This window comes from Vibrio sp. Of7-15 (assembly GCF_022347565.1).
GTDB lineage: Bacteria > Pseudomonadota > Gammaproteobacteria > Enterobacterales > Vibrionaceae > NORP241.
Genome location: NZ_JAKRGH010000010.1, coordinates 1 through 14,378, shown reverse-complemented (window position 1 = coordinate 14,378; position 14,378 = coordinate 1). Strand labels below are relative to the sequence as shown.

The window sequence follows — 14,378 nt, the reverse complement described above, 5'->3', positions numbered from 1 at the left end:
GATGAGTCAGCATATATTGGTAGTGGAAGATGAAATTGTTACCCGAGCAAAGCTAGTTGGGTACTTTGAAAATGAAGGCTATCGGGTGAGTGAAGCAGAAAATGGTGAGCAGATGCACGCTATTATTGCTGAGCAGCAGATTGATCTGGTTATGCTTGATATTAATCTTCCAGGTGAAGATGGCCTACTACTGACTCGTGCTCTACGCAGTAAATCTGATATTGGTATTATTCTTGTTACAGGACGTACAGATAGTATTGACCGTATTGTTGGCCTTGAAATGGGGGCTGACGATTACGTGACGAAACCATTTGAGTTGCGTGAGCTGTTAGTTAGAGTGAAAAACTTGCTGTGGAGAATGTCTTTAGCGGATAAAGCGAAAGAACTTGCCCTTGAAGAGCAAAGTGAAGATAACGTTATTCGTTTTGGGGAGTGGACGTTTGATATTAACCGCCGTGCCTTGAGTCGTAATGATGAACCTGTGAAATTAACCAAAGCAGAATATGAGTTGTTGGTGGCGTTTTCTTCTTATCCAAACACAGTGTTAAGCCGTGAGCGAATTTTGAATATGATCAGCCATCGTGTGGATGCTCCGAATGATCGTACGATTGATGTTCTGATCCGTCGCATGCGTGCCAAAATGGAAGTGGATCCAAAGAACCCGCAAATTTTCGTGACCGTTCATGGTGAAGGGTACATGTTTGCAGGTGATTAATAGTTTCTAAACGCATTTATGTTTAAGAGCCGAGAGTGATTCTCGGCTTTTTTGTGTCTGCTGATAGGAACAGGCTATGAATAAAATAGTTATTTCCAATTTAGCAAAATGAAATAAATGAGCGACACTTAAGAGGTAAACAATAATAAATTCAACATAATGCATTTAGGGGGCTTTATGGATTCTCTCAAAGTTAAGGACTACATGAGCGCACGTCCGGTGACATTCAAGGCAGACATGTCACTTTCAGCGGCACTGGATAAACTGTTGGCATCCAATCAAACAGGTGGACCTGTTATTGATAATGAAGAACATGTTGTCGGCTTTTTGTCTGAGCAAGACATGATTCAAACGCTGCTTAAAGCCAGCTACTATTGTCAAGATACCAATATTGTGAGTGATTGCATGCGTCGTGACGTACTGACAGTAACACCAGATGATACCTTGATTGAATTGGCCCAAGCGATGTCAGGGCAAAAGCCAAAAGTCTATCCAGTAACCGTGGATTCTCGCTTGGTTGGCATTATTACGAGACGTGATGTTCTACGGGCAATTGGTAGCTCAATTGGTGAATGTTCGAAACATCCTGTATAGTGTTCCATATATTTATAAGTAATTATTAAAGGCGCGTTAAAGCGCCTTTTGTATAAAAAGAATAAAGTGGGAGAGGGACGTGGCAGATCAGGCTAAATTTGTACAGGGATCGACAATGCGGCACATTTTTGTAATGTCAGGTGCTGGCGCGATTGGGCTGATGGCTTTATTTTTGGTCGATCTGCTCGATATGTTCTTCATTAGCTTATTGGGTCAAGTCGAACTTGCTGCGGCGATTGGGTTTGCTGGCACGTTAGTTTTTTTCTCCACATCTGTTTCTATTGGTACATCCATTGCGATGGGCGCTTTAGTCTCAAAAGCGTTGGGGGCGAAGCAAATCGATAGTGCGAAAAGAATCGCGGCCAGTACGGTTTTTATTTCGTGTGTGATCAGCATTCTTGTCTCTGCAAGTATGTTGTATTGGTTACCCGAGCTGTTGGCTATGATTGGTGCGACTGGAGTAGCGGCGGAAAAAGCAGCGGACTATTTGTATATTTTACTACCAAGCAGCCCATTAATCGCCGCTGCAATGGCGGGCATGGCAGCCTTAAGAGCCGTTGGTGATGCTAAACGCTCTATGTATGCGACCTTGTCTGGCGGTATTGTTAATGCGGTTTTCGATCCTATTTTTATTTTTGGGCTGGGCATGGGGGTGGAAGGCGCTGCCATTGCATCCGTATTAGCGAGAATGTCGGTGCTCGCTTTCTCACTCTGGGGGTTGATCCGAGTTCATAACCTGATTGTTCTGCCAACACTTGCAAGTGTGAAGAACGATTTCACCATGGTTGCTGCGATTGCTTTTCCTGCCATCATAACCAACACCGCAACGCCAATCGGCAATGCCATCGTCACTTCGCACATTGCGCAATTTGGTGAAGATTATGTGGCAGGCTTTGCCGTTATAGGGCGAATTATTCCCGTGTCTTTTGCGGTGATATTTTCTCTATCTGGCGCTGTGGGCCCAATTATTGGTCAAAACTTTGGGGCTGAACGATTAGACCGAGTTAAAGATACCTTAAAAAATGCGCTAATCTTTACCACCGTTTATTGTGTGCTGGTGGCAGTGGTGCTGTATTACTCACAGCAGTTGATCATTGATGTCTTTAAGCTTGATGGGGGCGCAAGTGAGATGATCGTGGCATTTTGTACTGTAGTTGCTATTACTTTTGTGTTTAATGGGGCTTTGTTTGTGGCTAACACGTCCTTTAATAACTTAGGTCGACCGTTGTTATCGACTGTGTTGAATTTAGGCAAAGCGACCTTAGGTACATTGCCTTTTGTGTATATTGGCGCATTGTATTACGGGGCTGAAGGCGTACTTTATGGTCAAGCCGCAGGATCCATTTTATTTGGTTTGATTGGTATTTATATGGTTAATCAACAAATTAATGAAATGGTGGCGAATCATGAGTGTGTACAGCTTGATCACGAGGAAGAAGAGGCTGCAACAACCAGTGTGAACATGACTCCGTTTTGCTCTTCTGAATCGGTGATGATTCAAGAAGTACCAACCAAAAAGGATCCTGCGGATTTATCGAATTTAAGTGGCTGAGATCACTGAATAGCACCGAATTACCACTTTATGGTTAACTATTGATCTGACACCAAACTTAGCTTTTACCTTTGTAACATAATATTTCCTTACCGATTATCAAGCAGTTGGATGACCATTCAGCTGCTTTTCCAGTATACGTTTACGAATAACGATGAAGACAAACAGTAACGTGTATTGGCTAATAGCATTTATCGTTTTAGGAAGTGTTGTGTTATGCGTTCATACTTAAAATATCTCATTCCCATTGCTATTCCGTTGCTTATTTTGGTGTTGCCAACCTCTTTTTTCCCATTTGAGGGCTTAACGGTTATTCAGCAGCGAGTGATTGCAATTTTTTTACTGGCGGCTTTATGTTGGGTATTTGAGCCTATTCCCATTTATGCCACATCGGTGGTTGTGATTGTGCTTGAATTACTCTTATTGTCCGATAAAAGCATTTATTTATTTAGAGCTGATGAAGGGCATGCCCATTTTGGGGAACTCTTAAAATACAATGAGATAATGGCGACCTTTTCCAGCCCGATCATCATGCTGTTTCTCGGCGGTTTTTTTCTGGCCATGGCGGCGACAAAATATCGACTTGACGTTAACTTAGCTCGGGTACTACTTAAACCCTTTGGCACGAACCCTAGGTTTGTGATGTTGGGGCTAATGTTGATCACCGGTATTTTTTCAATGTTCATGTCAAATACCGCCACAACAGCCATGATGCTTTCTATTCTCACCCCAGTTATCGCTCTATTTGGAGCAAAAGATCCTGGGAAAATCGCGTTTGCTTTATCTATTCCTGTTGCTGCCAACATAGGCGGGATCGGTACACCAATTGGTACTCCACCAAATGCCATTGCCTTGAAATACTTAGTGGGGGATAACTTGATTACTTTTGGTGAATGGATGGTATTTGGTGTGCCATTTGTGATTGTGATGATGGCACTGGCTTGGTTCCTAATTAATGCCCTTTATCCTGCGGATCAGAAAACCATTGAACTCAATATAAAAGGTAAGTTCTTAAAAACACCAAAAGCCATTACCGTTTATATCACGTTCGCTCTGACGATTATTTTATGGTTGATGGGATCTGCGCATGGTATGAACTCTTACACGGTGGCCTTGATCCCTGTGGCGGTCTTCTCTTTAACAGGGATTATTAACAAAGAAGACTTGAAGAAAATATCATGGGATGTTTTATGGCTTGTGTCTGGTGGTATTGCACTTGGTTTAGCGTTAGATCAAACCGGTTTGGCACGTTTGATGGTGCATAGCATCCCCTTCGATAGTTTTTCCCCTTATGTTGTTTTACTTGGTGCTGCTGGTTTGTGTTTGTTGATGGCTAATTTTATGTCTCATACCGCCACGGCAAACTTGTTGATGCCAATTATGGCGGCCTTAGGCAGTTCTATGGCGACATTGGCTCCGCTAGGTGGCGAGATCACTTTGATTTTGGTGGTCACTTTTGCCGCTTCCCTTGGTATGTCTTTACCAATCAGTACACCGCCAAATGCGTTAGCGCATGCCACTGGCCATATACAAAGTAATCAAATGGCAAAGGTGGGCGTGATTTTGGGTGTGGTGGGCGTCGCTTTGAGTTTTGTGATGGTGTGGCTACTTCATGTTGTTGGCCATATTGGTTAAGCCGATGAAACAAGAACAGTTATTACAACGTTTGATTAAGGCTTATTTTAATCAACCAGAGCGTCAAATTACCGTGAAGGCGGGAGAAACGGTTTTTCATCAAGCGGATTTTAATGATCGCCTGTATTGGGTTAAGAAAGGAAAGTTGACAGGCTATTTTCATCAAAATCGTGAACTTTCTGAAGAAGGCAAAGCCACTAAGGTATTTACAGCAACAGAAAATACTTTTATCGGTGTACACAGTTTTTTTGCTCAAACTTGGGAAGCCTCCACAACCGTTATCGCAGAAGAAAGTAGTGAACTGGCATGGATAGACAAAAGTACTCAAGCGGTTGAAGTGGAAAAATTTGGGCCTTTAACCGCACAATTTACACCTGTGATAGTGAACGAGTTAGCTCGGCGTCAAATGCGAGCCAGCTTAGAGGCAATTGAAAAAGAAAAAGCGATTCAAAAACTGTATACCGCCGAGAAAATGACAACGTTAGGTCAGTTGGCTGCGGGTATTGCTCATGAGTTGAATAACGCAGTGGGTGTATTGAGCAGTAAAACTGAGCGACTGCAAGAGGTGATTTTTGAGCAATTGGAAGAGTTGCATCCGGAAGCCAGCTTGTTTTTAGATCAAGGTGTCATGTATGGCCAAACCATCAGTTCTTCTGAAGTTCGTGCTAGAGCAAAGTGGATTTCAAAGGTATACGGTCTTGATAGAGAAACGTCTAAGCAGCTTGCCAGAGCACTCCCTGAAGGAGATATTCCACCCCATTGGTTGGATGATCCATTGCAAGCCATAAAGTACTGGGAGATCGGACGCGATTTGCATGACATGCGTTTGGCGTCCAAGCACTCAGTGGGCATTGTGAAGTCGGTAAAACAGCTTGGGCGTAATGATACGGAAAGCGATGAATGGTTAGATGTGAATGACTCAATCAATAAAGCGATCTCATTACTGCAAAGTGATTTACGAAGAGTCAATGTGACGCTTAGCCCAGCTCAATTGCCTTTGCTTCGCGCTAGTGCTACCGAGTTAGTTCAGATATGGGTCAACATCATAAAAAATGCCTGCGACGCTATGTCGAATACGACTGACGCCAACATTGAAATCGTAACCAGAGCTGTGAAAAACAAGATTGTTGTGGCCATTAGTAATAATGGGGAGGAAATTGATGAAGCAACAAGGCGAAAAATATTTCAGCCCAACTTCACTACCAAAAAAGGTGGCCTCTCCTTTGGGTTAGGACTCGGGCTTTCTATTGTGCAACGCATTATTAATGGCTATGGCGGCAGTATTGCCGTGAAGAGTGAGCCAGAAAAAACCATTTTTAGGATTAAACTGCCTGTCGAGGACGGTTATGGAAAAAATTAATATTATCTGTGTGGATGATCAGCGCGAAGTATTAAGTGCTGTGGTGCAAGATCTCTCGCCACTAAAAGCGTATTTCAATATTGAAGATTGTGAGTCTGCGGCTGAGGCTTTAGAGCTAATGGATGAACTGGATGCTGAAGGTGAGTTCATTGGATTGGTTATTTCAGATCATGTGATGCCAGGAAAAACAGGTGTTGAGTTACTGACGGAAATTTCAGTGGATTCACGCTTTGTTGCAACAAAAAAAGTGTTACTTACTGGTCAAGCAACGCATCAAGATACGATTGCTGCTATTAATGGCGCACGAGTAGAGAGTTATTTTGAAAAGCCTTGGCAGGCAGAACAGCTTGTTCTTCGTTGCCAGTCATTATTAACTGAATTTATTTTCGATCAGGGTTTGGAGTACCAGCAATATCAAAGTGTGCTTGATCAACGTATTGTATTACAGCGTTTACGGTAATCAACGACGCGGTACTTGACCTCGCTTTACCGCTGTATCAGGATGATTTGGCTATATTTAAGCCAGAGGATAAAAACTTTGGCTTTGTGGGTTGACCTTGGAGTTAGGTCCAAGGTTTATAGTTTGTTGCAGAGAGCAACATTATTAAGATCTAAATTACAGTCAAACGTTATCAAGGAGAGCTCATATGTGTTCAACTCACACTCATTCGCTTAAAGATAAACATGATCATAAACATAACCCAAGTGGCTCATGTTGCAGCACAACAAAAATCACGTCGATTAAGCCAATAACCAGTGATGGTTGTTGCACTATTTCTGATACCAGTTCCGATAGCTGTTGTGGTGATAGTGCCGCTGATGATCCAGATGACAGTGATTCCAGCCTTGTCAGTAAAACTTCTTCACATACTCTCAGCTGGTTTGTTAGTGGTATGGATTGTCCAAGCTGTGCTCGTAAACTTGAAACTGCCATTAACTCTCTGACCAATGTCCAGCAAGCACGTGTTGTTTTTGCAACTGAAAAGCTGGTGGTTCAAATTGATGAACCAAATCACGGCACTTTGGTTGAACAAAAAGCAGAACAAACGGGGTTTCCTTTAACATCGACCCAAAAAGCAGCCAATGCCAGTTCGTCAGTCGAACAGCCCTCATTTTGGAAAAATAATCTCACTTTACTTATTTTGTTAGTACTAATGGCCATGTCGTTAGTCGTTGAACAATTTTCAGAAGTGTATGGCCATTTATCTTTCACGCTTGCCACTGTTTGGGGACTGATCCCAATTGCTCGCAAGGCCATACAGTTAGCGAAAAGCGGTACGCCTTTTGCCATCGAAACGTTAATGAGCGTGGCGGCTGTAGGGGCATTATACCTTGGGGAAACGGTAGAAGCCGCCATGGTCATTCTACTGTTCATGATTGGTGAACATTTAGAAGCTTACGCCTCTTCACGAGCTCGAAGTGGTGTAAAAGCGTTGATGGCGCTCGTACCAGAGCAAGCGGTACGTATTTCAGAATCTGGAGTCAGAGAAAGTGTCGATGCTGGTGAATTACAGCCTGGTGATGTAGTTGAAGTTGCGCCAGGATCGCGTTTACCTGCTGATGGTGTGTTGCTGACAAAGAATGCCAGTTTTGATGAAAGCGCACTAACGGGAGAATCTGTTCCTGTTGAGAAATCAAAGGGTGATCAGTTGATGGCAGGTTGTGTTGCTGCCGATAAAGTTGTGCAGCTGACGATCACATCAAAGCAGGGTGAAAATGCCATTGATCGAATTCTACATTTGATTGAAGAAGCGGAATCCCGCAAAGCGCCATTAGAAAGATTCTTAGATAAGTTTAGTCGTTGGTATACCCCCGCGATGATGGTGCTATCTCTGTTAGTGATCATTACACCGCCACTGTTATTTTCACAGCCTTGGGAAACTTGGGTGTATCGTGGTTTAGCCTTACTTCTGATTGCTTGCCCATGTGCTCTGGTGATTTCTACTCCAGCTGCAATAACCTCTGGGTTAGCCGCTGCTGCGAAAAGAGGGGCTTTAATTAAAGGTGGGGCTGCGCTTGAGCAACTGGGCAAAGTAGAAGTGGTTGCCTTTGATAAAACAGGTACTTTAACTGAAGGAAAGCCTACGGTAACAGATGTTGTTGTACTCGAAAATAAGGCGATTTTTACAGAATCTGAGTTACTGAAACTGGCGGCGGCTGTGGAGATAGGTTCTACTCACCCATTAGCAAAAGCCGTGGTGACACACGCTGAACATCAAGGAATCGAGGTGGTGGAAGCACTGCATCGTGAGACGATGGTAGGCAGCGGTGTGAAAGGTGAAATAAAGGGAGAAATATTTAGTTTACAATCACCAGCAAGAGCTGATATGCCAGTATCTGATGATGCTCAATCTCAAGTCGCTCAGCTAGAAAATCAAGGTAAAACCGTAGTAATTGCGACTCTCTCCAATCAAGTGGTGGGGCTACTAGCATGGCGAGATGGTTTACGTTCAGATACGGCAGCGGCAGTGCAGCAATTATCTAATTTAGGTGTTAGCTCTGTGATGTTGACTGGTGATAACCCGAGAGCAGCTAAGGCGATTGCTGGGGAACTTAATATGGGGTTCCGAGCCAGCTTATTGCCAGCAGATAAAGTAAAAGAAGTTGAAAACTCAGCCAAAGATAAACATGTCGCCATGGTAGGGGACGGTATTAATGACGCACCAGCTATGAAAGCCGCTTCTATTGGTATTGCAATGGGAGGAGGGACTGATGTTGCATTGGAAACTGCCGATGCGGCGTTAACTCATAATCGAGTTGCTGAGTTACCAGCCATGATTGCATTATCTCGTGCGACATTGAGTAATATTCGTCAGAACATTTTCTTAGCACTAGGCTTAAAAGGGGTCTTCTTGGTCACGACACTCTTTGGAGTGACGGGCTTATGGGTTGCAGTATTGGCAGACAGTGGTGCAACCGCATTGGTTACGTTAAATGCATTAAGGTTGCTTAAGTTTAAATACAAAGAAGATTAATATTTTCATTAGTACTAGCAGTGAAACACCGAAAAGGTCGCCGATGCGGCCTTTTTTATCATTGGTGTAAAGATAGTTAGGCAGCCTCTAAAGTTAAGTGTGATATATATCAATATTTACTGCAAATGTAATATAAATCTATTTTTAATATGTGATTTTTATCACTTTAAGATGCGAGCTAATTCGATACATTGGTTGGGTGTTCAGAGAGTATTTACATAGTGAATATTGTCTAAACAATATAATTATTGATGTGACCTCGCCCTACAATTGAGTCACATAAACAAAATAAGAAAGGAGAACATCATGTCTGCAGTATTCCATTTAGGTGTGACAAAAGAAGATTTACAAGGTGCAGAGCTAGCGATTATTCCTGGTGATCCTGCTCGTGTAGCTAAGATTGCTGAACAAATGGAAAACCCTGAGTTTTTAGCAAGTCACCGTGAATACACTCTTTACCGTGCACAACTTGAAGGCCAAACTGTTGTGGTTTGTTCTACTGGTATCGGTGGTCCATCAACGTCTATTGCTGTTGAAGAGCTGGCTCAGCTAGGTGTTCGTACTTTCCTACGCGTTGGTACGACAGGTGCGATTCAGCCACACGTAAATGTAGGCGACATGATTGTTTCTACAGGCTCTGTTCGTTTAGATGGCGCAAGCCTACACTTTGCACCAATGGAGTTCCCTGCGGTTGCTGATTTTGAAGTAGCGACGGCGATGAAATCAGCTGTTGAAGCTGAAGGTGCAAAAGTTCATATGGGTGTAACAGCATCGAGCGATACTTTCTACCCAGGTCAAGAGCGTTACGATACGTTCAGTGGTCGAGTGGTTAAACGCTTCCAAGGCTCCATGAAAGAGTGGCAAGACATGGGCGTTCTGAACTTTGAAATGGAATCAGCAACGCTGCTAACTATGTGTGCAAGCTCTGGCCTAAAAGCTGGTTGTGTTGCTGGTGTAATTATTAACCGTACACAAACAGAAACACCGAATCACGATACTCTAAAAGTAACTGAAGCACGTTCAATCAAAGTTGTGGTTGAAGCTGCACGTAATATGCTAAAAAAATAATTAGCAACGTTCGGTTGGCTTAAAAAAGCCGCTTTATCCATTGGGTAAAGCGGCTTTTTCTTATGTGTTTTTATATACCTTATGTTTTTCTATACCTTAGAGCGAAAGCCTTTAACAGTGTATACAAATGGAGAATTGCTGGCTGAATTAGCCGCCAGCTTCTTTAAACCAATCAAATAGATAATCTTGTAGGTTACCGAGTTCATCTGGGCCAATAATAGCAAGGCCTAAGTCTTGAGCTCGAACGATGTCATGATGGCGAAGAGGGCGGAAGCTAACCAACATGGCTCTGGCTTGAAGGCCGCCTAATAAATCACGTAATGACTCTAGTTTGTAGAGCGTATCATCACCATCATCTCTCATGCCTTTTGTTTTACATTCGATAATGTGGAGCTTGTTATTAACAACGGTAGCCACATCCAGTTCATTGCGCACTTCACGCTCACCAATCTGGCGGTAGACTTGAACATTAAGTGAGTGATCTTGAATGGTAGGCAGTTGATCTTGAATGTCTTTTACTGTGCTGTGAACCAGGTTTTCCAGCCACTCTCCGTTAGCAAAGCGGCGGGCATCTTCGCAATCAAAAGTCAGTATGCCATTTTCGTATGTTGCCAATCCCGTATCTACCAGATCCGCCAGTAGCATATCTAATTCACGGTATCCTTGTTGTTTTTCACTGAGTTCAACATCAAGTTTCTGCTCTTTTCTACAGGTGGTGGCTAAATAATTTAAGGTAGCCAAACCTGGGCCGAGCTCTAGTGCATTACTTGCCCAGCGTTGTCCTAATTCGCGTAGCTGTTTATCGAGTTGGTCGGTAAGCTCAGTTTCGCTGATTTCACAACGCGCGCCAAAAATCGTCAGATAATCTTCTAATTGAATGCGATCTTCTACTTGTTGTTGATCTCTTCCATTAGGGTAGAGCCAGCACAATTTGTCGCTGAAAGGTTCAACAACAAAAATGGGCCAGTGGTAAGTTCGGAAGACTTCATAGGCGGAAAGTAGGCGGTGCCTTAAACCACAGCTGGCGTTAAATTTGATTTCTTCGCCACGTTGTTTGAGATCTTGAGCTAAGGATTCAACGGATTCTTTAATCACAACGGTGTTAACAATCGATGGAATTTCAAAAAACTCAGAAGAGATTTCACGATTGGAAAGAATGCTGTGTAGTCGTTCATACATGGTGAATTGGTCTTTATCACCAATAAAAACCATATGCTGGCCAGAGACACTTTCATCAAATAGTGGGGTGATCAACCTTACAGGGTCTTGATCTATGATACCAACGTGAATAGCCATATAACATCCTTATGAAACTAGCAGGTAACACATCAAGTTAAAGAGGCAAAAACAGAGGAAAATGATGTGAACCGTAGTGCTAAGTATTTGTGATTTATTATCAGTATGGTTTTTTACATTGGGTTCTTTGAGCGCAAATTCAAGCAAGAAGTCCGTAAATCTATAAAAATAGAATGTTTGAACGTCGTTCTAACTGTGAAGAAGATCACGCAGTATGGAATCACCTATTTTGTATGATATTTTCTTTATGTAATAATGGGACCGGTCCCTTTTGTGGTTCTGATCATGCAAATCAGAGCCAAATCGAGTTAATAACACATTGGTAGAGATTCCTTATGATGACAGAATCAAAAGCTAGACAGTGGTGGCACTCCGCTTCAATTTATCAAATTTACCCTAAAAGCTTTTGTGCTAGCCAAGGGCAAGCAACAGGTGACATCCAAGGGATCATCTCTAAGCTCGATTATTTAAAAAAATTAGGCATTGAAGCAATTTGGTTAACACCTATATACAGCTCACCACAAGTAGATAATGGCTACGATATTGCTGATTATTACAACATCAGCCCAGACTACGGCACGATGGAAGATTTTGATTCATTATTACAGCAAGCTCATGAGCGTGGAATTAAGATCATCATGGACATTGTGGTGAACCATACATCGACGGATCATCAATGGTTCCAATCTGCATTAGAAGGGCCTGATAGCGAGTATCGTGATTACTATATTTGGAAAGACGGAGAGCCAGAAACGCCACCAAACAATTGGCAATCTAAATTTGGTGGCAGTGCATGGCAGTATGATGAAAAAAGTAAGCAATACTATTTGCATCTTTTTGCTAAAGAGCAAGCGGATCTTAATTGGGAAAATCCAAAAGTTCGCCATGAAGTGAAAAAGGTCATTAGTTTTTGGGCTGAAAAGGGTGTGGATGGCTTCAGGCTGGATGTGATCAATCTGATTTCTAAAGATCAGGCTTTTCCAAGTGATGATATTGGAGATGGACGTCGATTTTATACAGATGGTCCAAGAGTACACGAGTACCTACAAGAGATCAGCGAAGCGGTCTTTCAGAAATACGGCGTTGTTACGGTAGGGGAGATGTCCTCAACCAGTATTGAGCATTGCCAACAGTATTCTGATCAAAGTGCAAAAGAGCTATCGATGGTTTTTAATTTTCATCATTTGAAAGTGGATTATAAAAATGGCGATAAATGGACAGCAATGCCGTTTGATTTTTTAGCACTTAAAAAACTATTTAGCGATTGGCAAGCAGGGTTACATAATAAAGGCTGGAATGCGCTTTTTTGGTGTAATCATGATCAGCCAAGAATTGTCAGTCGTTTTGGTTGTGATGATCTATACCGAGTTGAATCAGCCAAAATGTTAGCTGCTGCTGTTCACTTTATGCAAGGTACGCCATACATCTACCAAGGTGAAGAGTTCGGTATGACAAACCCTGGTTACCAGTCCATTGAGCAGTACCAAGATATTGAAAGCCATAATATGTATTCACTCTTGTTACAACAAGGGCTAACGGAAGCAGAAGTACTGTCGGTTCTTGGGCAGAAGTCGCGAGATAACTCACGAACGCCAGTACAGTGGAATAATGAAGTTAATGCTGGTTTCACAACTGGAGTTCCTTGGTTAGAAGTGGCTGAAAATTACCAAGAAGTGAATGCGGAGTTGGCTCTAAAAGATCCTGATTCTGTTTTTTACTTTTACCAGAAGCTAATTGCCCTTCGTAAACAGTTAGCCATTATCACAGAAGGTGCTTATCGGGATATTTTGCCACAACATGAAAGTATTCATGCTTATACAAGGGAGTGGGGGAAGCAGCGTTTATTGGTGTTGTGTAACTTTTATGGGCAAACTGCCACTTGTGATTTAACAAAAGAGCTGGCCTCCTTTAATTACGAACACGCGGAATGCTTGGTTAATAATTGCTCAGAAAACGTATTGCTGGATAAATCGATGACGTTGCAACCTTACCAAGCACTGGCATTTTTCGTAGCAGGCTAACGTTTATCTCTATAATTATCACTAATTGGCGTCTGAGGGACGCCTTTTTTTATTTTAGATAGCAACAATAATTCAAGAAAGAGTACAATGAGGTAACAGCACCGATGTAAGTGCGTTGTGACATTGAGTTAGGAATTTTAATGAATTATACCCCTCTAGATGAATACAGCCGTAAGTGGATTTTTACTCACCAGTCTATTCCAGTATCTAATGATGACTTGGAGAAGATTAAACCGCTGACTCAGGCTCGTTCAGCTCAGCTTTGGCGCGAACATGTCAGTAATCAAAGCCCAGATGCTGAACGTTTATTAAGAGAAGATTGGGCCAATATTGAATCTAATTGGGTTGAAACCGTGGACTGGCAAGCTTGTTGGGACAGTGATGACATTGAGCTGCCGGAAGAGGTTCTTAATTTTATCAATTGGGAAGACGATGTAACGGTATTTTTCTGTTACGAAAAGTACAATATTGTTGAAACCAAGTGGGGCGTTTTTAAGCGCTGCTGGAAGAACTTCTTATTCTTTGACGATCTTCCTTTTCTTATTGGTAAAAGGAAAGAGCAAGCTTTATGGTTTAGCTCGGATGGCAAGGTAAAACTAGGGCATCGTAGGTAGTCGTTAATAAAGGTGGTTTAAAATGATTTAGGCCACCTCTTACCAAAGAACATTTCTGTTAGATCACACTTTGCTTAGGTTTTCACTTAGCACTTTTCATTTTTTAGTCTGTTATTTGAGCGATTATCTTGTTTTTCTTTTAAATACCTAATGGCTTCGAGGTATGAAGAAGAGGCCAATGTTAAGAAAAAATCTATAAAGGACGAGTTTAGGCATGATATATGTTTGTTTTTACTACAGTATGCCTTTTAATTAATCACTTGAACAATAACTTCATTTTTTATGTTGACTCACCCCTCTGAATCCGTAGAATTCACCGCGTACCAGAGAGAAGCACATTAACTTCTTGATTATATGATGGTAACAAAGATGGCGCGTTGGCAGAGTGGCTATGCAGCGGATTGCAAATCCGTGGACCTCGGTTCGACTCCGGGACGCGCCTCCATTCTAAGAGTTAAGCTCTTAAAGAATATTGCGACACTAGCTCAGCTGGTAGAGCGCAACCTTGCCAAGGTTGAGGTCACGAGTTCGAACCTCGTGTGTCGCTC

11 protein-coding genes and 2 tRNA genes are annotated in these 14,378 nt (G+C 42.3%); 12 read left to right on the top strand and 1 reads right to left on the bottom strand.

All coding sequences use genetic code 11. From position 1 onward, the window contains the following. Position 1: 1 nt before the first annotated feature. The 8 genes from torR (at position 2) to udp (ending at position 9,899) form a co-directional block, all read left to right on the top strand. Complete coding sequence (torR, locus tag MHO82_RS12440) at positions 2–715, top strand: two-component system response regulator TorR (protein ID WP_239184275.1); 714 nt, start codon at positions 2–4, stop codon at positions 713–715. Between the two features lie 177 nt (positions 716–892). After that, entirely contained in the window at positions 893–1,309 is a 417-nt protein-coding gene (locus MHO82_RS12435; protein WP_239184274.1) for a CBS domain-containing protein, read from the top strand. 79 nt (positions 1,310–1,388) lie between these two features. Beyond that, positions 1,389–2,861 carry an MATE family efflux transporter gene (locus tag MHO82_RS12430; RefSeq protein ID WP_239184273.1) on the top strand — a complete coding sequence of 491 codons (1,473 nt, stop codon included), beginning with the start codon at positions 1,389–1,391 and terminating at the stop codon, positions 2,859–2,861. Positions 2,862–3,077: 216 nt separating this feature from the next. Beyond that, positions 3,078–4,496 (top strand): SLC13 family permease, encoded by a 1,419-nt coding sequence (locus tag MHO82_RS12425; protein WP_239184272.1) that lies wholly within the window; start codon positions 3,078–3,080, stop codon positions 4,494–4,496. Positions 4,497–4,500: 4 nt separating this feature from the next. Further along, positions 4,501–5,856, top strand: coding sequence for an ATP-binding protein (locus tag MHO82_RS12420; RefSeq protein WP_239184271.1), 1,356 nt, complete (start codon positions 4,501–4,503; stop codon positions 5,854–5,856). Continuing rightward, positions 5,843–6,316, top strand: coding sequence for a response regulator (locus tag MHO82_RS12415; protein WP_239184270.1), 474 nt, complete (start codon positions 5,843–5,845; stop codon positions 6,314–6,316). The genes MHO82_RS12420 and MHO82_RS12415 overlap by 14 nt, the downstream gene beginning before the upstream one ends. A 187-nt stretch (positions 6,317–6,503) precedes the next feature. After that, the gene (locus MHO82_RS12410) at positions 6,504–8,831 is read left to right on the top strand and encodes a zinc/cadmium/mercury/lead-transporting ATPase (protein WP_239184269.1); all 2,328 of its coding nucleotides are present in this window, start codon (positions 6,504–6,506) and stop codon (positions 8,829–8,831) included. 303 nt (positions 8,832–9,134) lie between these two features. Next, complete coding sequence (udp, locus tag MHO82_RS12405) at positions 9,135–9,899, top strand: uridine phosphorylase (RefSeq protein WP_239184406.1); 765 nt, start codon at positions 9,135–9,137, stop codon at positions 9,897–9,899. A gap of 147 nt (positions 9,900–10,046) precedes the next feature. Here the strand turns inward: udp and MHO82_RS12400 are convergent, their stop codons facing one another. Then, positions 10,047–11,195, bottom strand: a complete 1,149-nt coding sequence (locus MHO82_RS12400; protein WP_239184268.1) for a DUF1887 family protein — start codon at positions 11,193–11,195, stop codon at positions 10,047–10,049. Positions 11,196–11,530: 335 nt separating this feature from the next. Here MHO82_RS12400 and treC point away from each other — a divergent pair, with 335 nt between their 5' ends. The 4 genes from treC (at position 11,531) to MHO82_RS12380 (ending at position 14,377) form a co-directional block, all read left to right on the top strand. Continuing rightward, complete coding sequence (treC, locus tag MHO82_RS12395) at positions 11,531–13,216, top strand: alpha,alpha-phosphotrehalase (RefSeq protein ID WP_239184267.1); 1,686 nt, start codon at positions 11,531–11,533, stop codon at positions 13,214–13,216. 140 nt (positions 13,217–13,356) lie between these two features. Then, positions 13,357–13,830 carry a DUF2947 domain-containing protein gene (locus tag MHO82_RS12390; RefSeq protein WP_239184266.1) on the top strand — a complete coding sequence of 158 codons (474 nt, stop codon included), beginning with the start codon at positions 13,357–13,359 and terminating at the stop codon, positions 13,828–13,830. 371 nt (positions 13,831–14,201) lie between these two features. Beyond that, a tRNA-Cys gene (locus MHO82_RS12385) sits at positions 14,202–14,275 on the top strand. Between the two features lie 29 nt (positions 14,276–14,304). Beyond that, a tRNA-Gly gene (locus tag MHO82_RS12380) sits at positions 14,305–14,377 on the top strand. Position 14,378: the final 1 nt, after the last annotated feature.

Excerpts from the sequence above, each read along its gene's own strand:
- torR (WP_239184275.1), top strand. The coding sequence starts at position 2 with ATGAGTCAGCATATATTGGTAGTGGAAGATGAAATTGTTACCCGAGCA.
- MHO82_RS12435 (WP_239184274.1), top strand. The coding sequence starts at position 893 with ATGGATTCTCTCAAAGTTAAGGACTACATGAGCGCACGTCCGGTGACA.
- MHO82_RS12425 (WP_239184272.1), top strand. The coding sequence starts at position 3,078 with ATGCGTTCATACTTAAAATATCTCATTCCCATTGCTATTCCGTTGCTT.
- MHO82_RS12420 (WP_239184271.1), top strand. The coding sequence starts at position 4,501 with ATGAAACAAGAACAGTTATTACAACGTTTGATTAAGGCTTATTTTAAT.
- MHO82_RS12415 (WP_239184270.1), top strand. The coding sequence starts at position 5,843 with ATGGAAAAAATTAATATTATCTGTGTGGATGATCAGCGCGAAGTATTA.
- MHO82_RS12410 (WP_239184269.1), top strand. The coding sequence starts at position 6,504 with ATGTGTTCAACTCACACTCATTCGCTTAAAGATAAACATGATCATAAA.
- MHO82_RS12400 (WP_239184268.1), bottom strand. The coding sequence starts at position 11,195 with ATGGCTATTCACGTTGGTATCATAGATCAAGACCCTGTAAGGTTGATC.
- treC (WP_239184267.1), top strand. The coding sequence starts at position 11,531 with ATGATGACAGAATCAAAAGCTAGACAGTGGTGGCACTCCGCTTCAATT.
- MHO82_RS12390 (WP_239184266.1), top strand. The coding sequence starts at position 13,357 with ATGAATTATACCCCTCTAGATGAATACAGCCGTAAGTGGATTTTTACT.